General features: G+C 71.3%; 25 protein-coding genes. 12 read left to right on the top strand and 13 right to left on the bottom strand.

Annotated elements, in window-relative coordinates; all coding sequences use genetic code 11:
- Positions 1 to 39: 39 nt before the first annotated feature.
- Entirely contained in the window at positions 40 to 1,254 is a 1,215-nt protein-coding gene (locus ACFV61_RS09840) for a helix-turn-helix domain-containing protein (protein ID WP_380490975.1), read from the bottom strand.
- 287 nt (positions 1,255 to 1,541) lie between these two features.
- Between ACFV61_RS09840 and ACFV61_RS09845 the strand changes: the two genes are divergently transcribed.
- Positions 1,542 to 2,093, top strand: a complete 552-nt coding sequence (locus ACFV61_RS09845) for a flavoprotein (RefSeq protein WP_380490977.1) — start codon at positions 1,542 to 1,544, stop codon at positions 2,091 to 2,093.
- A gap of 78 nt (positions 2,094 to 2,171) precedes the next feature.
- On the opposite strand, the gene ACFV61_RS09850 is transcribed toward ACFV61_RS09845, so the two are convergent.
- On the bottom strand, positions 2,172 to 2,327 hold the full coding sequence (locus ACFV61_RS09850; RefSeq protein WP_380370499.1) for a hypothetical protein: 156 nt from the start codon (positions 2,325 to 2,327) through the stop codon (positions 2,172 to 2,174).
- A gap of 220 nt (positions 2,328 to 2,547) precedes the next feature.
- On the opposite strand from ACFV61_RS09850, the gene ACFV61_RS09855 reads away from it, so the two are divergent.
- Entirely contained in the window at positions 2,548 to 3,723 is a 1,176-nt protein-coding gene (locus ACFV61_RS09855) for a macrolide family glycosyltransferase (RefSeq protein WP_380490979.1), read from the top strand.
- A 110-nt stretch (positions 3,724 to 3,833) separates the two neighbouring features.
- Positions 3,834 to 4,481, top strand: a complete 648-nt coding sequence (locus tag ACFV61_RS09860) for a M15 family metallopeptidase (RefSeq protein ID WP_380490981.1) — start codon at positions 3,834 to 3,836, stop codon at positions 4,479 to 4,481.
- A 138-nt stretch (positions 4,482 to 4,619) separates the two neighbouring features.
- Here the strand turns inward: ACFV61_RS09860 and ACFV61_RS09865 are convergent, their stop codons facing one another.
- The 3 genes from ACFV61_RS09865 to ACFV61_RS09875 form a co-directional block, all read right to left on the bottom strand.
- Positions 4,620 to 4,847 (bottom strand): hypothetical protein, encoded by a 228-nt coding sequence (locus ACFV61_RS09865; RefSeq protein ID WP_380490983.1) that lies wholly within the window; start codon positions 4,845 to 4,847, stop codon positions 4,620 to 4,622.
- A gap of 253 nt (positions 4,848 to 5,100) precedes the next feature.
- The gene (locus ACFV61_RS09870; protein WP_380490985.1) at positions 5,101 to 5,574 is read right to left on the bottom strand and encodes an ATP-binding protein; all 474 of its coding nucleotides are present in this window, start codon (positions 5,572 to 5,574) and stop codon (positions 5,101 to 5,103) included.
- A 195-nt stretch (positions 5,575 to 5,769) separates the two neighbouring features.
- Positions 5,770 to 5,979, bottom strand: a complete 210-nt coding sequence (locus ACFV61_RS09875; protein WP_380490987.1) for a hypothetical protein — start codon at positions 5,977 to 5,979, stop codon at positions 5,770 to 5,772.
- Positions 5,980 to 6,054: 75 nt separating this feature from the next.
- Between ACFV61_RS09875 and ACFV61_RS09880 the strand changes: the two genes are divergently transcribed.
- Both ACFV61_RS09880 and ACFV61_RS09885 read left to right on the top strand, forming a co-directional pair.
- Positions 6,055 to 7,017: a hypothetical protein gene (locus ACFV61_RS09880; protein ID WP_380490989.1), complete on the top strand. Its 963-nt coding sequence runs from the start codon at positions 6,055 to 6,057 to the stop codon at positions 7,015 to 7,017.
- 17 nt (positions 7,018 to 7,034) lie between these two features.
- The gene (locus ACFV61_RS09885) at positions 7,035 to 7,748 is read left to right on the top strand and encodes a creatininase family protein (RefSeq protein WP_380490991.1); all 714 of its coding nucleotides are present in this window, start codon (positions 7,035 to 7,037) and stop codon (positions 7,746 to 7,748) included.
- 68 nt (positions 7,749 to 7,816) lie between these two features.
- On the opposite strand, the gene ACFV61_RS09890 is transcribed toward ACFV61_RS09885, so the two are convergent.
- Entirely contained in the window at positions 7,817 to 8,146 is a 330-nt protein-coding gene (locus ACFV61_RS09890; RefSeq protein ID WP_363372301.1) for an antibiotic biosynthesis monooxygenase, read from the bottom strand.
- A 142-nt stretch (positions 8,147 to 8,288) separates the two neighbouring features.
- On the opposite strand from ACFV61_RS09890, the gene ACFV61_RS09895 reads away from it, so the two are divergent.
- A complete protein-coding gene (locus ACFV61_RS09895; protein WP_063347401.1) occupies positions 8,289 to 8,525 on the top strand; it encodes a hypothetical protein in 237 nt (78 codons plus the stop codon).
- A 27-nt stretch (positions 8,526 to 8,552) separates the two neighbouring features.
- On the top strand, positions 8,553 to 9,095 hold the full coding sequence (locus ACFV61_RS09900; RefSeq protein WP_380490993.1) for a helix-turn-helix domain-containing protein: 543 nt from the start codon (positions 8,553 to 8,555) through the stop codon (positions 9,093 to 9,095).
- Positions 9,096 to 9,229: 134 nt separating this feature from the next.
- Here ACFV61_RS09900 and ACFV61_RS09905 read toward each other — a convergent pair whose 3' ends face one another.
- The gene (locus tag ACFV61_RS09905; protein ID WP_063347403.1) at positions 9,230 to 9,523 is read right to left on the bottom strand and encodes a hypothetical protein; all 294 of its coding nucleotides are present in this window, start codon (positions 9,521 to 9,523) and stop codon (positions 9,230 to 9,232) included.
- A 519-nt stretch (positions 9,524 to 10,042) separates the two neighbouring features.
- Here ACFV61_RS09905 and ACFV61_RS09910 point away from each other — a divergent pair.
- On the top strand, positions 10,043 to 10,231 hold the full coding sequence (locus ACFV61_RS09910; RefSeq protein ID WP_380490995.1) for a hypothetical protein: 189 nt from the start codon (positions 10,043 to 10,045) through the stop codon (positions 10,229 to 10,231).
- A 75-nt stretch (positions 10,232 to 10,306) separates the two neighbouring features.
- Here ACFV61_RS09910 and ACFV61_RS09915 read toward each other — a convergent pair whose 3' ends face one another.
- Positions 10,307 to 10,717 (bottom strand): cupin domain-containing protein, encoded by a 411-nt coding sequence (locus ACFV61_RS09915; protein WP_380490997.1) that lies wholly within the window; start codon positions 10,715 to 10,717, stop codon positions 10,307 to 10,309.
- A 78-nt stretch (positions 10,718 to 10,795) separates the two neighbouring features.
- On the opposite strand from ACFV61_RS09915, the gene ACFV61_RS09920 reads away from it, so the two are divergent.
- Positions 10,796 to 11,305, top strand: coding sequence for a MarR family winged helix-turn-helix transcriptional regulator (locus ACFV61_RS09920; protein ID WP_380490999.1), 510 nt, complete (start codon positions 10,796 to 10,798; stop codon positions 11,303 to 11,305).
- 51 nt (positions 11,306 to 11,356) lie between these two features.
- Positions 11,357 to 12,379: a S41 family peptidase gene (locus ACFV61_RS09925; RefSeq protein WP_380491001.1), complete on the top strand. Its 1,023-nt coding sequence runs from the start codon at positions 11,357 to 11,359 to the stop codon at positions 12,377 to 12,379.
- Here the strand turns inward: ACFV61_RS09925 and ACFV61_RS09930 are convergent.
- On the bottom strand, positions 12,376 to 14,448 hold the full coding sequence (locus tag ACFV61_RS09930) for an MFS transporter (protein WP_380491002.1): 2,073 nt from the start codon (positions 14,446 to 14,448) through the stop codon (positions 12,376 to 12,378). The genes ACFV61_RS09925 and ACFV61_RS09930 overlap by 4 nt on opposite strands.
- Before the next feature lie 357 nt (positions 14,449 to 14,805).
- On the opposite strand from ACFV61_RS09930, the gene ACFV61_RS09935 reads away from it, so the two are divergent.
- Positions 14,806 to 15,924 carry a peptidoglycan-binding protein gene (locus ACFV61_RS09935; protein WP_380491004.1) on the top strand — a complete coding sequence of 373 codons (1,119 nt, stop codon included), beginning with the start codon at positions 14,806 to 14,808 and terminating at the stop codon, positions 15,922 to 15,924.
- Between the two features lie 17 nt (positions 15,925 to 15,941).
- Here the strand turns inward: ACFV61_RS09935 and ACFV61_RS09940 are convergent, their stop codons facing one another.
- The 4 genes from ACFV61_RS09940 to ACFV61_RS09955 form a co-directional block, all read right to left on the bottom strand.
- Entirely contained in the window at positions 15,942 to 16,532 is a 591-nt protein-coding gene (locus ACFV61_RS09940; protein WP_063351072.1) for a TMEM165/GDT1 family protein, read from the bottom strand.
- 286 nt (positions 16,533 to 16,818) lie between these two features.
- Positions 16,819 to 17,535, bottom strand: a complete 717-nt coding sequence (locus ACFV61_RS09945) for an ABC transporter permease (protein WP_380423732.1) — start codon at positions 17,533 to 17,535, stop codon at positions 16,819 to 16,821.
- Positions 17,536 to 17,585: 50 nt separating this feature from the next.
- Positions 17,586 to 19,202, bottom strand: coding sequence for a dolichyl-phosphate-mannose--protein mannosyltransferase (locus tag ACFV61_RS09950; RefSeq protein WP_380423691.1), 1,617 nt, complete (start codon positions 19,200 to 19,202; stop codon positions 17,586 to 17,588).
- A gap of 232 nt (positions 19,203 to 19,434) precedes the next feature.
- Positions 19,435 to 20,739 carry an MFS transporter gene (locus ACFV61_RS09955; protein WP_244293344.1) on the bottom strand — a complete coding sequence of 435 codons (1,305 nt, stop codon included), beginning with the start codon at positions 20,737 to 20,739 and terminating at the stop codon, positions 19,435 to 19,437.
- A gap of 147 nt (positions 20,740 to 20,886) precedes the next feature.
- Here ACFV61_RS09955 and ACFV61_RS09960 point away from each other — a divergent pair, with 147 nt between their 5' ends.
- Positions 20,887 to 21,447, top strand: coding sequence for a MarR family winged helix-turn-helix transcriptional regulator (locus ACFV61_RS09960; RefSeq protein WP_380491006.1), 561 nt, complete (start codon positions 20,887 to 20,889; stop codon positions 21,445 to 21,447).
- Positions 21,448 to 21,541: the final 94 nt, after the last annotated feature.

Genomic DNA, 21,541 nt, shown 5'->3' on the forward strand with positions numbered 1-21,541 from the left:
CGAAGGGGCAGGGTTTCTGCCACCAACTCCGGCAGCCCTCTATGCGGCCATCCCGATGGACTCGGCGAGTCGACGCCCGGCCTCCTGGACCGGCGAACGGCCATCAATCAACCCTCGGACCATGGCCTGCGTCTCCTCGTTCCACCGGGCTGTCTCGGGCGCGACCGCAACAGCGTCCGTGAGCAGTTCCACCACGGACGCCGATTCCCCGCGAAGGGCGTGCGCCCGCGCGACCTCGATCAGATGGCGGCCACGGCGCGGAATCGCCGTGACCTCGGCCACCGGCAACCGCCGGGCCCACCGAAGCGCGGTGCCGGTCTGGCGAAGCTCGACCGCCACAGTGACCGAGTGCAGCCCAACCGCCTGACGGGAACCCGACGTCGGGGCACTCCAGAAGCCTGCGGGAAGGCGCTCGGCAACGGCTGCCGCGCGGTCGATCCAGCCCCAGGCCTCACCGGCCTCACCGGCGACCGCATGCGTGATGGCCGCGTGGAATGCCATGTCCGCCCACGCCGAGGCCAGTTCCGGCGAATCCCCGCGGACGGGGTCGAGCAGGCGGAGAGCTTCCTCGGTCAGTGACTGGGCGCTGTCCCACTGCCCGGACTTCCGGAACGCCTCCACCAGGAACCAGCACGCCTGCGCGATCGCCCGCCGGTCGTCCGATGCCCGCGCGGTCGCCAGCGCCCGTTCGGCGACCCGCCAGACCAGATTGCCGTCCCCTTGGAAGGCCGCATACATCTGCGTCAGGTTCAGTGCGCCGGCGTACATCACCTCCGCCCGACGCCGATCGGCGCAGTCCTGATGCGCAACTGCCCGGGAAGCTGCCGACACGAGCGCCGGCAGCAACTCCGCCAAGGCGGTCCGGTGGTCGCCTCTGGTCATCCTGGTCCGCCAGGCGTTCGCCAGCTGAACCTCGATGTGGTCGAGGTTGGGTACCGGCCCACCGGCCGACCCGAGCTGCGCACCGTCAACCGCCCGCCGGACGGAGTCCAGTGCCGCGTGTTCCACACCCGAGTACAGCGCCCTGGGCATGCTGACGTCGCCCGTCAGCAACGAGAGATCATCGACCCCCAAGTGCTGAGCGATGCGCACGAGCATCGGCAGGCGCGGCGGCAGCAACGCCCCGTTCTCCACCTGCTTCAGCCAACTCGGCGACCGCCCCAGCAGCGCGGCCAACACCGGACGGGACTTCCCGGCGCGCTCCCGGTAGTACTGGATGCGCCGGCCTACGGGCAGAGCGGGATCCACAGCCATGCCATCAGCGTAGGGCCGCCGTGCCTCCCCGGCAGCCAGAGAAACGAATTGAGCACGCTCCGAATCCAGGCCTCCGAAGGACGGGCTGGCCCCTCCTGCACCGACATATCCCCGATCCACAGCGGCGGACCGCACTCTGGGTGGAGTCCGCACGGACGTACAGCCGACACGGCAGACTGGCCGAGGGATACAGAGCGCTCAGAATCGTGAAGAGCTGCGCGCCGGAGGACATCCGTCGGCGGTGTCCCGGAACTTCGCCGCTTCTGCCAGGAATTGGGAGTCCAGACTTGACCGACCAACGCAAGCCGTTCCTCTACGTCGTCGTCTGCGCCTCGGGCATCGCGGACGACGTCGGCACCTTGATCAGCGCCGCCCACGCCGAAGGCTGGAAGGTCGGCGTCATCGCCACCCCCCATGGGCTCGGGTTCATCGACCCGGAAGCCGTCGAGCGCCAGACCGGCTACCCGATCCGCTCGGCTTGGCGCACTCCCGCGATCCCCCAGCCACTTCCCCCGGCGGACGCCATCGCCGTGGCGCCCGCCACGTTCAACACCGTCAACAAGTGGGCCGCCGGGATATCCGACACCCTTGCGCTCGGCATTCTCTGCGAGGCGTACGGGCTCGGCATCCCCACTGCCGTTCAGCCCTACGTCAACTCGGCCCAAGCAGCCCACCCTGCGTACGGCGAGAGCCTGGAACGACTCCGCTCGATGGGCGTCCTGATCGGCGACTACATCCCCCACAAGCCGAAGGCCGGCGGAGGCCGCGACAAATACAACTGGACCCACGTCCTCGACCTGCTTCGCCCCGCACTGACCTCGGTCACAGAGCAGAACTGACAACGCGCCAAGCTCGCCGTCCGCCACGAAGTGACCGTACCGGTCGCAGCCATCGACGAGTGGCCACGACCGGCTCGGTCATCGTTCGACGCCCGGCTCGTACAAAGGCAGGAAGTGGATGACCGGTTCCTCATACGGATGAGCCGCGCGCACTGCTCGCAGCACCGCCTCGGCCTGCTCGGCCTTCGGGGTCAGGACGAGCAGGCCCTTCCCGTTCGTCCACACGGCTCGCACGTCGAGGCTCCGCAGGCGCCGGCTCTCCGCCCGCCTCACCCCGACCGACCCGCCTCGCGACCCTCCATGTGATCCTCCGCACCGGCCGATCTTCGGCCGAACCCCACCCCCCGTCACCGCAACGATTGCCAACGTTACGTACTGTTCTGAAAGGCGAGTTGACGATAAGTCAGCCCGCCGATCGCAGGACGCCTAGCGACATACGAGGAGAGGGCCCGACATGTCCCGACCAGCACACATCGCCATGGTGAACATCCCGGCGCACGGCCACGTCAACCCCAGTCTGGAGGTGATGCGGGAGTTGGTCGCCCGCGGCCACCGGGTCAGCTATGTCAACGACCCGTCGTTCGCCGATCAGATCGAGTCCACCGGCGCCCAACTCGTGCCCCACGACACGACCCTGTCGATCGTCAAGGGCGGGGTCGACCCCAACATCGGGGCCGGTGTGCACACCATGATCTTCGAGGAGGCGCAGGCGATGCTGCCGCGACTGCGCGAGGCCTTCGACGACGACCGGCCCGACCTCGTCCTGTACGACTTCATGGCGTACGCGGGCCGGGCGCTGGCCGACGGCTGGGGCGTGCCGTCCATGCTGATCTCGCCGTCAATGATCATCCGGGAGGACTCCCACCTGGCGCGCTTCGAGATGGCGCGGGAGGCCTTGGAGGCGGACAAGATCCCGGAGCGGTTCGCGCAGTGGCTCGCCGACAACGGCGTGCCGGCGGGCGAACCGTTCGGGTACATGCTGCGCCCGGATCGCGGGATCGCGCTCATCCCCCGGGTGCTCCAGCCCGAGATCGAGCTGGTCGATCCCCAGATCTTCTCCTTCGCCGGGCCCTGCCTCGGCACCCGCGAGCACCAGGGCGGTTGGACCCGTCCGGAGGGCGCGCAGAAGGTGCTGCTGGTCTCGCTCGGCTCCACCTTCACCCACCAGCCCGACTTCTACCGCGCATGCCTGGAGGCCTTCGGCGACCTGCCCGGCTGGCACGTCGTGCTCCAGGTCGGCCAGGCAACCGACCCGGCCGAACTGGGTACGATCCCGGCCAACATCGAAGTGCACCAGTGGGTGCCGCAGTTCGCCGTACTCCAGCAGGCCGACGCATTCGTGACCCACGCCGGAATGGGCGGGTGCAGCGAGGGCCTGTACTGCGGGCTGCCGATGGTCGCGGTGCCGCAGGCCGCCGACCAGTTCGACAACGCGGACCGGCTGGTCGAACTCGGCGTCGCCCGCCGACTGGACACCGCGCAGGCCACCCCGGAGGCGCTGCGCTCCGCCGTACTGGAGCTGACCGCCGACCCGGCGGTGACCGCCCGGCTGGACGAGCTCAGCCGCGAGGTCCGCGTCGGCGGCAGCGCAGCCAGGGCCGCCGACCTGGTCGAGGCCGCCCTCGTCTGAACCCCCCGTCCGCCACCGCCCCACCACCCCCCCACCACCCGGGGCGGTGGCGGACACCCCACCGGCCGTCGCGGCGCGCACCGTCGTTCCCTCCTCCCCAGGAGACCCTGTTGACCGAGATCATCCTCATGTCCGACCCACAGGTGGCTGCCCTCCCCATCCAGGACTGCGGCGACCGCCTCCTGGACGTACGCGAGCACGAGCTCCTCCTGGACGACCGCAAGTGCGACGACGCCGGGGCGTTCGCCCACCTGCGGTCCGGCGTGCTCGACCGACTCCTCGACGCCCAATCGCACCTCCCGGACGGCCTGCGGCTGCTCTTCGTCGAGGGCTACCGCCCGCCGGCCCTTCAGCGCCGCTACTTCGACGAGTACACCGCCGAGTTGCGCACCGCACACCCGGACTGGCCGTCCGCACAGCTCCGATCGGCCGCGAGCCGCTACGTCTCCCCGCCCGAGATCGCACCACACAGCGCCGGCGCCGCCGTCGACCTCACCCTGACCGACGCCGACGGCCACGAACTCGACCTCGGCACCCGGATCAACGCCAGCCCGGAAGAAAGCGCCGGCGCCTGCTACACCGACGCCGCCAACCTCTCCCCCGAAGCCCGCACCAACCGGCAACTCCTCAGCCACACCCTCACCCGCGCGGGCCTCGTCAACTACCCCACCGAGTGGTGGCACTGGTCCTACGGCGACCGCTACTGGGCCCTCACAACCGGCGCACCCGCCGCCCTCTACGGCCCCCAGCACCGATAACCCTCACGCGGCCGCCCTCCTACCGCCCGACCCGCCGACGACATGACGGGCCACCCAGAGCGCCCCGGGGCTCGGAAGCCCCGGGGCGCATAGGTCAACCGGTGATCCGTAAGACCCGGGGCCGTTCGCCAGCGGTCATCACTCGGCCAGGTAGAGACGGACCAGGTGCGGGGTCAGGCCGACGAACGCCAGCGTCCGCACCTCGCCGAAAGTGGCCAGCCGGTGCCCGATCCTCTGCACGGCGGACGGGCCGAACAACTCGATGAAGTAGTCCTGCTGATCCATGCTGAGCGGGAGGGCGCGAAGCGATCCCAGGAGCGCGGCCAACGCGTCCGGGAGCCGGGAGAAGCGTGCGGGTTCCGTCACGCCGCGGACCTCCACCACCACCGGAAACGGGCGCGACGCCGCTCCCGCCTCGCCACCAGCGGAAGCCGACTCGGCCCCGTCGTGATCCCGAAGCGCCGTCATCGCGCCGGCACCTCCCCCGCACGGCGCGGATGCCACATGTGGACGCCCACCACCCGTCCGTTGACCGCGATGTTCCGCGTCACGGCCTTCCGCAGGCCCGCACCACAGTAGAAGCATCGCGTCGCCGCCGATCCGAACGCCCGACCGTTCCTCATCTGGCACCGCTTCCCGGGCCGACCAAGGCCCAGACGATCTTTCCGAAACCTTCGGGGCGGGGCGCGCAGCCCCACTCCACGGACAGGGCCTCCACCAGGAACAGTCCCCGCCCCGACAGTTCGTCGGACACAGTGGACCGCCGGATCGTCGGCTTCTCGCTGCTCGCGTCGTGCACCTCGATGCGAAGATGGCCGCAGGTCAGCTCGAACCGGACAGCAATCTCCCGGCCCAGCGAAGCCCGCCCGTGGACCACGGCGTTGGACACCAGCTCGGTGAGCACGAGCTGCCCGTCCATCGTGAGGGCCGCGCCGTCGGGAACCTCCGCAAGGAACTTCCGGAGGTGGTCCCTGGCCATGCCGGCGGACTTACGGTGCCGGGTGAGCATCGCCCCGAATGTGGTTATCCCGACGCCCGACTCATTGGACTCAGCGTCGTCCCGGGATTCTCCCGAGCTGATCACGTGCACCACCCTCCCGATGCTCGACAGCGGCCGGAACAGGTCTTCCGGCCCGTGACTCCAGGTTGCCGGGAGGCGATGCGGTCGACGTACCCAGGCTGAATGCCCAATGTGGATAAACTCACGGTCAATCAACTTCCGCTCAGGGAGCGCTGATCGACAGCGGGGGCAATGGTGACCGAAGCTCGCCTTCCGGACCGGCTTCCATCAGGTCTGCTCGCCAATCCCGAGATGATCGCCGCGTGCCGACAGCGGGACTTCGCCGCCGTATTCCGGCTGCTCAAGCTGGCCGGCGTCTACCCAGCGCTCATCGCGCGAGCCTGTGACCTGACCCCGAGCCGTGTCGGCGAGGTAATGAATGGGAAGCGGCGGATCGAGAAGATCGATCTCGTCGAACGCATCGCGGATGGCCTCCACATCCCGGGTCACATGCTGGGCCTGGCCACCCGGGATTGGGAGCAAGCGCCCGCGCCGCCCCGGGCAAGGCGCTGTGTGATCGAACCCCATCTCGCCACCGCAAGGCCCAGCCCGCCCGTCAACCCCGAGTTCTTGGTCAGCCACCTACGCGAGGTGATGCCCGGCCACTACAGGACTGCCAACCTTCTGGGCTCCCGCCACGCGCTCGACCCGGTCACCCGGCACGTCCAAGTACTCGACCGTCTCCAGCAATCCGCCGACGGGAGCGCCAGGGGCGAGATCCTCGCCATCGGCGCCCGGACCGCCGAGTTCCTGGGCTGGCTGAACCAGGACCTGGGCGACTTCGACCAAGCCATGTACTGGTCGGACCGCGCCATGGAGTGGGCGCAGGAGTCCGGCGACGACGTCATGGCCGCCTACCTCCTGTTCAGGAAGAGCAACCAGGCGACGGCCCGCCGCAACGCGCAGCAGGCCGTCGGGCTGGCACGCGCCGCCCAGCGTTCACCCGGGGCGACCCCGCGCATCCGAGCCCTGGCCACGCAGCAGGAGGCCCAGGGGCACGCGCTCATGGGCAACCAGCGCTTCGCCCAGGCCAAGTTCGACGAGGCCCACGAGCTGGCCGCGTCACCGGACAACGAGCACCGCGACGATGCCCTCGACATGGCCTACTGCACGCCGACGTACATCGAGATGCAGCGCGCGAACTGCCTGCTCGAACTGGGTGACCCGCTCACGGCGGTGGCCATGTTCGAGGCCGAGCTCTGGGCGCTCCCTCCGGTGTACCGCAACGACCAAGGCGTGTACCTCTCCCGGCTGGCCCGCGCCTACGCGGTGTCCGGCGAGCCGGAGCAGGCTGCCGCGGCGGCGGACCGCGCGCTGTCGATCGCCATCGACACCGAGTCCGCGCGAGCGATGGCGGAGCTGTCCGCCGCGGACAAGGCCCTCCGGCGGTGGCACACCGTGGCCGAAGTCGCCATGTTCACCGGACGGTTGAAGCTGATGAGCGGTACGGCGCCCTCTCGACCTGCGACAGGCTGATGAGAGAGGGTGGGGCCATGGACGCACTGATCACGGCCGCCACCTCCGCAGACGAACACCGGCGCGGCGCCAAGATCGCCGTACTGCCGGTCGGCAGCTTCGAGCAGCATGGCGACCATCTGCCGCTCACCACCGACACCGTCGTCGCCGGCCTGATCGCCCAACGGATCGCCGCCGACTACGGCCTATTCCTCCTGCCGCCCATCACGGTGTCCTGCTCTCACGAGCACGCCCACATGCCCGGCACCGTCAGCATCAGCGCCGCCACGCTCTATGCCGTCGTCAACGACATCTGGAAGTCGCTCCAGGCGTCCGGTGTTCCCGGCCTGCTCATCGTGAACGGCCACGGGGGCAACTACGTCCTCTCGAACGTCGTCCAGGAGGCCAACACCTCCGGTCCGCGCGTCGCCCTCTTCCCGGTTCACGCGGACTGGCACCAGGCCCGCGAGGCAGCGGGCCTGGTGAGCAGCGGCGCCGAGGACATGCACGGCGGCGAGTTGGAGGTGTCGCTCCTCCTCCACGGCGCCCCGGAGCTCATCCGCGACGGCATCGAGCGGGATGACCACTCCGCCCCCGAGCGCCCGCACCTACTCACGCTCGGCATGGCCGGGTACACGAAGAACGGCATCATCGGGCAGCCCTCCCTCGGAACGGCGGCGAAGGGTCGCGCCCTCCTCGACAGCCTGTCCCAATCCGCCGCCGCGCATCTCTCGATCCTCGCGGGCAGCTGAGAGGCACTTCGGGCCCTCCCCCAGACTGGGGAAGGGCCCGAAGCGAAACCGCAGAGTGACCTGAGGCATCAGGCCTTGGGGCCGGCCGACTGGACGACCTCGAAGGACCAGAGGGTTGAGCCGGAGGCGGCGGGGCGCTTGGGGGCCTCGCCCTCCGGGGCGGCGGGGCGGTGGGCGGCCTGCATGGGGCCCTCCATCCACGCCTTGAAGTCCTCCTCGCTGCGCCAGCGGGTGTAGACGAGGTACTGGTCGGTGCCCTCGACGGGGCGGAGGAGCTCGAACCACTCGAAGCCGTCCGAGTTCTCCACCGCGCCGGCGCGGGAGGCGAAGCGCTGCTCCAGGACCTCCCGCTGCTCGGCGGGAACCGTCAGTACGTTGATCTTGACGACGCTACTCACATGACACCTCTCATCACTAGGCCCTCTACCTGGGCACCTAACCTTGACCACGTGCGAGCAGTCTCCTACATACGACAGTCAAAGAAGCGTGAGGACGACTCTCAAGCTTCGCCCGGCTGCCCAGCGAACGAAGACCGAAGCCTTGATTCTCGCGAAGGGCTGGGAGAGCAACGGCCACTTCGAAGACGTCGGCAAGTCGGGCTGGGACCTCTGGGAGAAGCAGCGCAACGGCCGTAACGGGTCGCTGGTGGCCAAGCTCCAAGGAGCCCGGCTCGTGCTGTCCAGCGAGAGGACGGCCGCCCGCCTGGACGAAGCGTTCGTGAAGCTCTTCACCGCCGCCGACCTGCTCACCTCGCACCAGAAGTACAAGCCCGCGTAAGACTTCACACCGACCGCTCTGCTCATCATGTCCGGCAACGACAAGCCGACGATCCGAGGCACCGACGAAGGCATCTGGCGGCGCTTCCGCTGCGTCCCGTGGGACGAGTCGTTCATCGGAAGGGAGGACAGGGGATTCAAGGGCCGCCTACTGGCCGAAGCGGAAGGCATAGCGGCTTGGGCGGTCCGGGGCGCCGCCGAGTGGTTCGAGCACGGCCTGAACGAGCAGGAACGAGTCACCAGGGCTACCGGCGAATACCGGGAGGAGTCCGACCCGTTCGCCGACTGGGTGGCGGCCAACTTCGAAGCAGCGCCGGACGGCTTCGTGCCGAACAGCGAGATCAAGCAGCGGGCAGAGCGGATGCACCCGAAGCTCCCCGGACAGGCGCAAGCGTGGTCCAAGGACTACGTCCGCCCCGGCGACACCCTGTGCGTGTGGAAGCTGGACCGGTTCGCCCGGCCGCCGATTGACGACCGCCACGCCAAGGGGGAGAGCGTGAGCAGCATCGCGAAGGCGCTCGGGATCAGTCGGGCGACGCTGTACCGGCACTTGGAGGACTCCGAGTCGTAGCCGCCGCGCCTGCCGTGGGAGCCGTCTGCCCCACTGTGGGTGGACGGCTCTTTCACTGTCTCTGGCGTCCGCCATCTTGACAGCACGATGCCCCGGTACGGGCTCTGAGAGGTCCGTACCGGGGCGGCGCCAGTTCACCAGCGCGAGCAGAGGTAGTCCACCACAGGCGCCAACCGGGTGGTGGCGGACGTGGGCCCAGCCGTGTACGCCGCGAGAGCAATCCCGGCGCCATCCACGACCGTGAGCCCCGCTGGAATGGCCGTCCCGCCGCTGACGACAACGACGGGCTGACCGTCCCGGTACTCGATCGACAGTGTGCCGATATCCTCGGGCTTGACCTGATCGGCCGGGACCAGCACGGGTTCGGCCGTCCCGGGCGTGAGCTTGATCGGGGCCGGGCCCTTTGAGTTGGGCGTGGTCTCGGGCATGACTGTCTCCTCACTGGCCGGCTCGCTGCCGACGCGCCTGGACCTTCCCATGACTGTCCGTCACCAAACCATCGCCGTTCTGATCGCTCGTCCGGCCGGCTGGGCGGGGCGCTCCGGAAGTTTCCGGCCGTGGCCGCCAACGGTCCCGACCCCAGCTCGAAGCACGCGCCCTGAGTGTGATGCCGTTTCCAGACCCAAGATTCACCAACTGGGATGCGGCCCGATGAGGTGGTCACCATGACCCGCGAGGCGTGGGCGGAGTTCACCAGCGCCATCAAGTGCGGGGAGGTCGACCTGAGCGCGTAGGAGACCTGTGGACTGTCCGCTGTGTGATCAGCCCTTCGCGTTCGACCCGGAAACAGGCCAAGGCTGCTGCTCCCGGTGCGACCAGTGGGCGGGTCGGGCGATCCGGGGCCTGTCGATCGTGACGCTCCGCGGCAACTGGCCCGAAGTGCAGGCGGAGAGGGGGCGTGCAAGCCTGGTTGGAGAACCCGAAATCCAACCGAATGGGGCACAGCCATGGGTATCGGCGACAAGTTCCGGGACAAGGCCGAGCAGTTGGAGGAGGAGGCGAAGTCGCGCCTCGGCAACAAGCCCCCGAAGGGGGACGACGCCCAGCAGAAGGCCGCCCAGACCCAGCAGCAGGGCCAACAGCAGGGCCAGCAGAACCTGGACGACCTACCGGACGACATCGACGACCGGAAGTAGCGGCCAAGACCGGGCGGGGACGGCCGAGGCAGATCCTCGACCGTCCCCGTACTCATGTCCGGACCGCTTCGCGGGTCAGGCGATCCACGGCGGGAGGAGGCGCTCGGCGTCGCAGGGGGCGAGGCCGCAGGCGCCTTCGGGGGTGACGGCGTCGGGGTTGTAGGCGTGGGCGGGGGACGGGCCGGCGACGATGGCGGTGAAGCCGTCGGCGGTGGTGATCCGGCGGGCGAGGTCGGCGGGGAGGACGAGGGTGTCGCCGGCGGTGAGGGGCACCGGGCCGTCGGGGAGGGTGACGGTGGCGGCGCCGGTGAGCAGCGTCCAGATCTGTTCGACGTCCATGGCGTGGAGCGGGCCGCTCTTGCCGGCCGTCATGTCGACCTGCCACAGGGCGAGGGCGGTTGAGCCCTGGGTGGGTGAGGCGTAGGTGGTCATGACGGCGTTCGGCGTTTCGGTGCGACGGGCGTCGGCGTGGCGGATCACGGGCATGGCGAGGGAACCCCCTAAGATGGTCAATGACGTTGTCTATATGGTCAATGAGGTTGTCTACCCATGTCAAGCGAGCCCGTGAGCACACCCACGAGCACACCCACAAGCGCCCCCGCAGGCGAACCCGCCCCGCCCGGCTTCGAGTTGCCGCTGCGCCTGCTGCTCGCCTTCCGGACGATCATCGACGAGTTGCACGAGCGCATCGCCCGCGAGGGCCACCCCGACCTGCGGCCCATGCACGGCTTCGTCTTCCAGGCGATCGGACCGCACGGCACCACCGCCGTCGACCTCGGCCGCCGGCTCGGCGTCTCCAAGCAGGCCGCCGGCAAGACCATCGAGAACCTGGAGCAGCTCGGCTACGTCGAACGCGGCGGCGACCCGGCCGACGCCCGCCGCAAGGTCGTCCGACTGACCGCCCGCGGGGTGGACTGCCTGGTCCGGTCGGCCCGGATCTTCGACGAGCTGCGCGCCGAGTGGTCCGCCACCCTGGGCGAGGAGCGCCTGCGCGAGGTGGAGACGGCCCTGCGCCTGCTCGCCCCCGGCGACCCGTTCCGCCTCGACACCCCCCGCTGGTTCGGCGGTCCGTGAGGAAGGATCAGGAGTGGTACGAGCCATGAGGGGTCAGCGGAGGAGGAGCGGATGAGACGACTGGGACGGGTGGTCGCAGCGGCGGCCGTACTGGCGCTCGCGGCGTGCTCCTCGCCGGTTCCAGGGTCGCCGCTCCCCGAGCACATGTCCCCCGAGGCCCGCGGCTACCTCTCGGAGGCCCTGGACCTCATCCAGCAGAAGTCCCTCAACACCGCGAAGGTGGACTGGCCGAAGCTCCGCACCCAGGCCTTCGCCCAGGCGGCCACGGCCCGCACCCCGGCCGACACCCACCCCGCGATCAGGGCCGCCGTCACCGCCCTCGACGACCACCACAGCCGTTTCTACCCGCCCGACCAGGCGGCGAAGGTCGACGCCGACCCGGAGGCCGTGAACGCCCCGACCGCCCGGCAACTCCCCGGCCGCATCGTCCAGTTGAATCTCCCGGCGGTGAACGGATCGGAGCGCACCTACGCCGAGTACGTCGCCCGCGGCCGTGCCGCCGTCGCCGAAGTGAGCGCCTGCGGCTGGGTGGTGGACCTGCGAGGCGAGACCGGGGGCGGGATGTGGGCCCCGCTGGCCGTCGCGGCGCCGATCCTCGGCGACGGCCCGCTGGGCGCCTTCGTCACCGCGGACGGCACCCGCAGCACCTGGTCGGTCCGCGACGGCGTGCCGTACCTGGACGACGCCCCGCAGGCTTCCCCCGCCACCCGCCACGACGAGGTGCCCACCCACCACGACCAGACGCCCGAAACGCCCGTCGCCGTCCTCACCGGCCGCGCGACCGGCAGCGCGGGCGAGGCGGTCGCCATCGCCTTCATCGGCCGCCCGGCCACCCGCAGCTTCGGCCAGCCCACCTACGGGGTGCCCACCGGCAACGCCGCCCACCGGCTGTCGGACGGCGCCGTCCTGCTGCTCACCGGCGCCGCCGAGGCCGACCGCACCGGCCGGGTCCACGAGGGCCCGATCGAGCCGGACGAGGCGGTCGAAACGGCCGACCCCCGCAAGGACGACGACCCCGCGCTCGCCGCCGCCGTCGCCTGGCTCTCCATCCAAACCCCCTGCAAGGCAGGCTAGAACGACCGCCCCTCCCCCCGGTACGGCGGCTCGTGGGCGGGCCGGTCCGGGCGGTCGCGCCGGTCGGCGCAGAGGGTGGAGCTGAGGCGGGTGAGCAGGTCGGCGAGGTCGGCGTACTGCTGCTCGTCCCAGTCGCCGAGCAGGTCGGCGAGTTGCGAGCGCCGGGCAGCGACCAGCTTGACGGCCGCCTCCGCCCCCGGTTCGGTGAGCCGTAGCGCCAGCCCGCCGCTGCGGGCGGCGAGGCCCCGGCCCTCGACTTCCCGGACGGCGCTCTCGATGACGGCGATCGGGACGATCCGCCGCTCGGCGAGTTCGGCCGGCTCGACCGAGCCGTGGTGGTGCATCTGCAACAGCAGCCAGCTGGAGGCGGGTTGGAGGTCCAGCCCGGCCCCCTCGGTGATCCGCCGGAAGAGGTCGCGCCGGGCCTCGCGGGTGCTCAGCACCGAGAGCGCGCGGGCGATCTCGTCCAGCGACGAGCGTTGGACGGGGTTGAGGCCGATGGATTCGCTCAGGTCGGGTGCGGTGACGGTGGAGCGCAGCTTCTGTTCGCGTAGGAACAGCGACAGCACGAAGGCGACCACCGCGACGGGCACCGCGTACAGGAACACCCGGGTGATCGACTCGGCGTACGCGTGGTGGACGGCTTCCTGGACGACGGCGGGCAACCGGGTGATCACCCGCGGGTCGGAGGTGATGGCCTCGGGGTGGAAGCCGGGCGGCAGCGGCAGGCCGGTGAGGGCGTCGGCGAGCCGGTCGCGCAGCCCGCTGGCGAACAGGCTGCCGAAGATGGAGACGCCGAAGGAGGCGCCGATGGAGCGGAAGAAGGTGGCGCCGGCGGTGGCGACGCCGAGGTCCTGGTAGCCGACGGAGTTCTGCACGATCAGCACCAGTACCTGCATGACCAGGCCCAGCCCGAGGCCGAAGACCAGGAAGTAGAGGCTCATCTCGGTGGTGCTGCTGTGCTCGTCGAGCCGGGAGAGCAGCAGCAGGCCGACGGTGGTGACGGCCGTCCCGGCGATCGGGAAGATCCGGTAGTGGCCGGTGCGGGCGACGATCTGGCCGGAGCCGATCGAGGTGAGCAGCATGCCGAGCACCATCGGCAGCATGTGGATGCCGGACAGGGTGGGCGAGACCTGCTTGACGACCTGGAGGAAGGTCGGCAGGTAGGTGAGGGCGCCGAACATCGCGAAGCCGACCACGAAGGAGATCACCGCGACCAGGCTGAACGTCCGGGAGCGGAACAGCCGCAGCGGCAGCACCGGTTCGCTGGCCGTCCGCTCGACCAGGACGAAGGCGAGCAGCAGCACCAGGCCGAGCACGCCGAGCCCGACGATCTGCCAGGAGGTCCAGCCCCAGGTGGTGCCGCCGAGGGAGGTCATCAGCACCAGGCAGGTGGCGACGGCGGCGATCAGCACGGTGCCGAGGTAGTCGATCCGGTGCTGGCGCCTGGTCTCCTGCCCGGGCAGGACGGCGGCGATCACCACCAGGGCGACGATGCCGATCGGCAGGTTGATGTAGAAGACCCAGCGCCAGCTGAGGTTGTCGACGAACAGTCCGCCGAGCAACGGGCCGAGGACGCTGGTCACGCCGAAGACGGCGCCGAAGAGGCCCTGGTACTTGCCGCGGTCCCGGGGGGAGACGAGGTCGCCGACGATGGCCTGGGTGAGCACGATCAGCCCGCCGCCGCCCAGGCCCTGCAGCGCGCGGAAGGCGATGAGTTCGCCCATGTTCTGGGCGATGCCGCAGAGTACGGAGCCGAGCAGGAAGATCACGATGGAGGCCTGGAAGAAGCGCTTCCGGCCGTACATGTCGCCGAGCTTGCCCCAGAGCGGGGTGGCGGCGGTGGAGGCCAGCAGGTAGGCGGTGACCACCCAGGAGATGTGGTCCAGGCCGCCGAGGTCGCTGACGATGGTGGGCAGCGCGGTGGAGACGATGGTCTGGTCGAGGGCGGCGAGCAGCATCGCCAGCAGCAGGGCGCCGATCGGCACCCAGAGGTTGGGGACGGTGACCTCCGGCGGGCCGGGCTCGTACGCCGGGCTGCGGTCGGACGCGGCGCGCGAGTCCGTCATGGCGGCTCCGTAGGGTCGCGGGCCCCGGCCGAGGCGGCGGGCCCGTGCGGATGATCACTCCCAGCTCACCATGCTGTCAGAAATGCCCCGGTTTGCTCCCTCGGGTTGAGCCGAACGTAGCCGCCGGGCCCGCTAGCCCAGGACACACCGCACCGACCCGACCGCCGGCACCGGGGACATCCGCCGCTCCCCGGCCGTTCCTCGGGAAACAACCGCCACCAACCGGCACAACACCCCCGCCCGGGTCCGGACGCCCCTGTCCCCCCTCCGGGACGTCCTGCATAATCAGGCGCGATCGTGAGCCCGGGAACCGCCCCGGGGCACGCAGACCGCCCGAGAACCGAGGAGGACCGGCCGATGCCGGACCAGCACTGCCCGACGTGCGGCACCGCACGCTCCACCGGGTGCGGCTGCGTCCCGGACCCGAGCCTCACCGAGACGGCCGTCCTCCCGCACCTCGAAGGCCCGCCACTGGTCCGCCCGTACGTGCCGCAGGCGGTCGGCCAGGTCGCCGAGGAGCCCGTGGCGGACGTCCCCGCCGTCGACCCGTTCGCGACCGCCGTCCTGCCGCCGGTCGCCCCGGGACAACCGACCCCCGTCCACCCCGCCCCGCCCGTGGTTCCCCCGCTGGGGCCGGACGCCGACGCCTACGCCACCACCGTGCTGCCGCCGGTGCCCGCCTCCGGGCCGGGCGCCTACGCGGCGGCGACAGCCCCGCAGGCCGCGTCCGGCGGCGACCTCGGGGTCTTCCCCTTCGACCACGCGACGCCCGGGCCCGAGCCGGAGCCCGTCGGCGGCCGGGCCGCGCGCCGAGCCGCCGAGCAGGCCGCGCAGAACCCGCTGGCCCGGCACAAGCTGCTGCTGGCCGGGGTGGGCGCCGGCCTGGTCGCGCTCACCATCGGCATCGCATACGCGGTGACGCCCTCGCCCGCGCCGACGACCCGGCAGGCGCAGCCGCTGCCCACCACCCTGGCGCCCGCGCCGGTGGAGCCGACCGCCCCGGCACCGACGGACCCGGCCACGCCGCCGACGCCGACCAGCGAGGCGCCGAGCCCGACGTCGCCCCCCACCCGCAAGCCGAGCCCGACGAAGACGGCCACCCCGGCGCCGACGCCGACCACCCAGGCCCCGGTCGCCGCTCCCCCGGCCCCCGCTTCCGCCCCGACCGCGCCCGCGACGCCCACGCCCACCCCCACCACCGCGACGCCCACGCCCACCCCGACCCCCACTCCGACGCCGACCCCGACCACCCGGGTGCTCCAGATGGGGATGACCGGCGCCGACGTCAAGGACATGCAGCAGCGGCTGTGGGCGGCCGAGTGCGGATACGTCGACAAGTCGATGATCACCGGGACCTTCGACTTCTGGACCCGGTCGGTGCTCGGCGACTACCAGACCAGCAACCGGATCAAGGGCGAGACCTTCGTCTACGGCCCGAAGACCCGGGCCGCCCTGGAGGCCGACCCGGGCTGCTGAGCCCCGCGGACAAGGGGTCAGCCGGTGATCGCCCCGAAGATGCTGATGCCCGCCAGCACCACCATGATCGCCGCCGCGACCCGGATGATCAGCTTCATCGGCACGTACTTGAGCAGCTTCTGCCCGCCCACGATGGCGAGCCCGCCGACCGCGCACAGCGCCAGCCACGCGCCGAGGCCGACGGCCAGCGGATCGGCGTACTTGGCGGCCAGGTTGGCGGTCATGATCTGGGTCAGGTCGCCGAACTCGGCGACCGCGACGACCAAGAAGCTGGCCCCGGCCACCTTCCAGAAGCTGTTCGAGGACGGCTCCTTGGCGGCGTGCCCCTCCTCGTCGTCGCCCCCTCCGTGGAAGAGCAGCATGGCCGCACCGGCCAGGAACAGCACGCCGGTGACGCCCTCGACCCAGCGGTGCGGCAGCAGCGAGAGCAGGTGCCCGGCGGCGAGGGCGAGGACGACCTGAACGCCCATCGCCGCGGCGACACCCGCGAAGACGTAGCTGGCACGGTACTTGGTGCCGAGTACGAGGCTGGCCAGCGCGGTCTTGTCCGGCAGTTCGGCCAGGAAGATGATGCCGAACGTCAGCGCGGCCACGGTCAAACTCATCAGAAAGGGTCCCTCGGTCGGGCTGCCCGGCCTCCGCAGGTCCGTCAGGGGACGCTTCGGCCCGACAGCACTGGTCATGGTCACAGCACTGCGGCCGAAGGTCTCGCCGGCACCGACCCCGGAGGATCGGGTGCCCCGGGCGCCGGGCCCGTGAGGGCCAGTATGTCGACGGTCCGGTGGAGGGCTACTCCCCTTCAACGTGCTCAAGGGTACCCGACCGCGTCCAGTACCCAAGGCGGCCCGGTACCCGCCCCCGCCCCGGCCCCCCAGCGCTCACCAGCCCGCGCGCTCACCAGCCCGCGCTCACCAGCCCCCGGCCGACCAGCTCCAGCACCACCACGATCGCCACCGACTCCACCGCCAGCAGCCCGACCAGCACGAACAGCTGCACCGCCCCCGCCTGGACGGGCGAGGCGCCGCCGAGCAGCATGCCGACGAAGGCGCCGGGGAGGGTGACCAGGCCGACCGTCCGGGTCTGGTCGAGAGCGGGCACCAGCGAGGTCGCGGCGGCGGTGCGGCAGATCTCCAGCCGGGCGTCGCGGTCCTCGAAGCCGAGCGCCAGGGCCGCCTCCACCTCGCCGCGGCGCTGCCGCAGTTCGTCGAGGGCGCGCCGCCCGGCCAGCGAGGTGGCGGTGAGCGCGCCGCCGATCAGGATGCCGGCGACGGGGATGACGGACAGGCCCTTGGCCGGCAGCAGTCCGACGGCCAGCAGCAGGGCGAGCACCGGCAGCACGCCGGCGCCGATCGGCGCGGCCGCCCAGACCCAGTCGGGGCCGGGGGTCATCCGCCGCCCGGCGGTGCGCACCGCGACGCTGAACATCAGCAGCACGAACAGCGCCGACCACCAGAGCGAGCCGACCACCCAGCTGATCACCGCGGCGACGGCGGCCAGTTGCACCACCGCGCGCAGTCCGGCCCGCAGCACCGCGTGCCCGTGGCCGAGCAGGCCCCGGCCGGCCACCGCGACGGCGGCCAGCAGCAGGACGGCGGTGACCACCCCGAGCATCGGGGTGACGGGCAGCAGCTGACCGCCCGCGGCGGACAGGGGCACCGGTGTCAGATCCAGCTGGTGAACCACATCCGGTCCTGCCAGGACGTCATCGGGATCACCTCCGCCGTGTACAGCGGGTAGAAGAAGGCGAAGCAGGCGACGATGGCGAGCACGATCAGCCCGGCGCCGGCCGCGCCGATCCGGCGGCGTTCGGGGCTGCACCCGGCCGGGCCGAGGATCGCCCCGAGCATCTGCGCGACGGCCAGGCACAGGAACGGCACCAGGACGACCATGTAGAAGGAGAAGACGGTCCGCTCCTGGTACTGGAACCAGGGCAGGTAGATCCCGGCGACGGCGCACAGCACGGCGCCCGAGCGCCAGTCCCGGCGGAAGAACCAGCGCCACAGCAGGTAGACCAGGGCGAAGCAGGCCGTCCACCAGAGCAGCGGGGTGCCGAGGCCGAGGATCTGGGACGCGCAGCCGCCGGTGGCGGTGCAGCCGTGCTGCCCGTTCGGGACCTGCTCCCAGTACATGGAGACGGGGCGGCCGACGACCAGCCAGCTGAAGGGGTTGGACTGGTAGGTGTGCGGGGTGCTCAGCCCGGTATTGAAGTCGTACATCTGCGAGTGGTAGTGCCACAGGCTGCGCAGCGACGCGGGCACCCAGCTCATCGACACCTGCGGCAGCGGGACGCCGAGGAAGGTGTCCGGTGACAGGCCGGGGCGGCCGTCGGCCCAGTGCCGGTCGTACCCGCCCTCGCCGTTGCCGCCGCTGGCGAGCCAGCCGGCCCAGGCGCCGACGTACACCACCAGGGCGGAGCCGACCATGGCGAGGAAGGCGGGGACGGCGTCGCGGCGCAGCATCGAGCGCCAGGGGCGGCGGGCGCCGGCCCCGCGACGGCCGGACTGGTCCCACAGGACGGTCAGCAGGCCGAAGGCGGCGAGGATCATCGCGCCGTTCCACTTGACGGCGCAGGCGGCGCCGAGGAGCACCCCGGCGGCGATCCGCCAGGGGCGCAGGCCGAGCCGGGCGCGGTCACCGTCGGTGACGCCGGCCAGCCGGGCGCGGACGTGGTCGCGGTCGATCAGGAGGCTGCCGAAGGCGGCGAGCACGAAGAACATCTGGATGCCGTCGAGCAGCCCGACCCGGCTCATCACCAGTTGGAGGCCGTCGACGGCCATCAACAGGGCCGCGGTGCAGCCGATCAGGGTGGAGCCGAAGAGCCGGCGGCCGATCCGGGCGAGCATCAGCACGGTGACGGTGCCGAGCAGGGCGGTCATGAACCGCCAGCCGAAGGGGTGCATGCCGAACATCTGTTCGCCGATCGCCATCACCCATTTGCCGAGCGGCGGGTGGGCGATGAACTCGGGCGCGGAGGTGAGCGGGATGTGCTGCGGGACGGCCAGGACGTCGGTGTTGGCGTGGTCCGGCCAGCTGCCCTCGTAGCCCTGCCGCAGCAGCGACCAGGCGTCCTTGGGGTAGTACGTCTCGTCGAAGACGAAGGCGTTGGGGTAGCCGAGGTTCCAGAACCGCAGCAGGCCGGCGAAGAGCGCGACGCCGATCGGCCCGAGCCAGCCGGACCAGTCGGCCGACAGGCGGAGCAGCCGGCCCCGGACCGGTGCCGGGGCGGCGGGGGCCGAGGCCTGGACCGCCGGGGGGTGCGTGAGCGCCGCTTGCGTCATTGCCTCGCCGATTCGCCTGTCTCCTGTGCCGGCCGGGTCTCCTGTACCGACCGGGCCGGGCGGCCAACAGCCACTGACACTATGTGGCGGTGGTCGCGAAGCCAAGCGCGACGGGCGCCGACCAGGTGACCCGGTCGGCGCCCGTCGGCACGCCTGTTCGATCGGCGGTCACGCCGCCGTCCGCAACTCCCCGTCGGCGGTCACGCCGCCGTCCGCAGCCCCCCGTCGGCGGTCACGCCGCCGTCTGCAGCTCCCGGACGACCGTGGTGCGGACCACGGCCGGGGCCGCGTTGTCCTGCTCCGGCGTGAGGTACGGGCGCAGCCGCAGCGCCAGGACGACGACCAGCAGCGTGGAGCCCGCCATGGCCGCGAGGTAGAGCGGCCAGGTGCCGGAGCCGACCAGCAGCACGCCGACGGCCGGGCCGACCGCGATGGCGATCTGCTTCACCAGGGCGTACCCGGAGTTGTAGGTGCCGAGCAGCCGGGCCGGGGCGAGGTCGGCGACGATCGGGCCCATGGTGGGCGCGAGCAGCGACTCGCCGACGCCGAACAGGGCGTAGATCGAGACGATCGCGACCGTGGCGGCCATGGTCTCGGTCCGGATCAGGCCGGCCACCAGGGCCATCGCCCAGGCGCCGAGCCAGACCACGCCGGCCGCGGCCATCGCGGTGGTGCGGCGGCGGCGCGCGGTGATCCGCACCATGAACATCTGCAGGACGACGATGGTCAGCGCGTTGGCGCCGATCGCGAAGCCCAGGGTGGAGGGCGGCGTGCCGACGGTGTCGGTGGCGAAGGCCGCGACGCCGGACTCGAACTGGCCGTAGCAGGTGAAGAAGATCAGCCCGGCGAGCGCGCAGAGCCGCAGCATCGCCTTGTCGGCGACCAGCGCGCGCAGGCCGGTCGGGCCGTCGCTCTTCTCCTGGAGGGGGATCAGCGGGTTGGCCGGCATCCGGGCGGTGCCGGTGACCAGGGCCAGGCCGAGGAAGGTCGCCGCCTCGATGGTGAACAGCCGGGTGAGGCTGGCCGGGTCGGCGACGTTCACGATCTGGCCGCCGACCAGGGCGCCGATGCCCATGCCCAGGTTGACCAGGGTGAACTGGAGCGCGAAGGCGTGCGAGCGGGTCGCGGCCGTCGAGCAGCGGACGATCATCGTGGCGAGCGCCGGCTGGCAGGTGGTGACACCCGCGCCGAACAGGAAGGAGGAGACCAGCAGGGCCGGGGTGCCGGTGGCGTGGCCGAAGGCGAACGCGCCGGTGGCGGCGAGCGCCGTGCCGGCCAGCAGGACCGGGCGGGGCCCGTACCTGTCGATGCCGCGGCCGGTGAACGGGAGGACGGCGAGCGCCGCCAGCGCGAAGACGGTGAACACCATCCCGGCCGCCAGCGAACCCAGCCCGCGCACCTGGTCCACGTACACGAACATGTACGGCATCGTGAAGCCGCTGCCGAACGCGCTGAGCGCGTTGCCGATCTGGACGCGGCGCAGCGGGCCGCCCGCCCCGCGTCGCTGCTGCCTCTGCTGCTTCACCGTGCCGGTCACCGTGCACATCCCTTCCTGGATTCAACTGGATACTCTTAAGGTCCAGAAGATTTCAGAGCTAAAGTTTGACGAGATAAAGTCTTAGCACCGGAAGAGTGTTGAGTCAAAGGCTTAAGGGATTCACGCCTCCGTGCGACACTGGTCCGCATGACTACGGACAAGCCCGCGCCGGCCACCGCCAGGGAGCTCGGCATCGCCGAGCAGGTGGCCGTCTACCAGCGGGAATTCCCCACCGTGGACCCCCAGGTGGAGACCATCGTGCAGACCCTGTCCCGGGTCGCCCGACGGATGGGCGTGGCCTACGACCGGCAGCTGACTGTGCTGGGAATCACGGCCGCCGAGTGGGAGGTGCTCAAGGCACTGGTGGTCTCCGGCAGCCCGTACCAGCTCGGACCGGGCGAGCTGGCCAAGCGGCTCGGGCTCACCCCGGCCGCGATGACGCACCGGATCGACCGGATGGTGGCCGAGGACCTGGTCACCCGGGAGCGCGACGAGACCAACCGGGTCCGGGTGATCATCGAGCTCACCGACAACGGCCGCGACAAGTGGCTGGAGTCGATGCGGATGGCGGCGGTGTTCGAGGAGGAGCTGCTCCAGGACGTCACGGGCGAGGAGCGGGCCGTGCTGTCCGCGATGCTGGCGCGGATGCTGCGGCGGATCGAGGAGAGCCGGCCGGACGCGCTCGGGCGCACCGCCGACCCGGCCTGAGTCGCGCGCCCGGGTCGCACCCCGAAACGCGCTCCCGGCCCTGCCCTGCGGCGCGCCCCCGAAACGCAACGAGTCCGGCCCGCCGGGGGTGCTC

The organism is Kitasatospora sp. NPDC059817, from assembly GCF_042731835.1.
Classification (GTDB): domain Bacteria; phylum Actinomycetota; class Actinomycetes; order Streptomycetales; family Streptomycetaceae; genus Kitasatospora.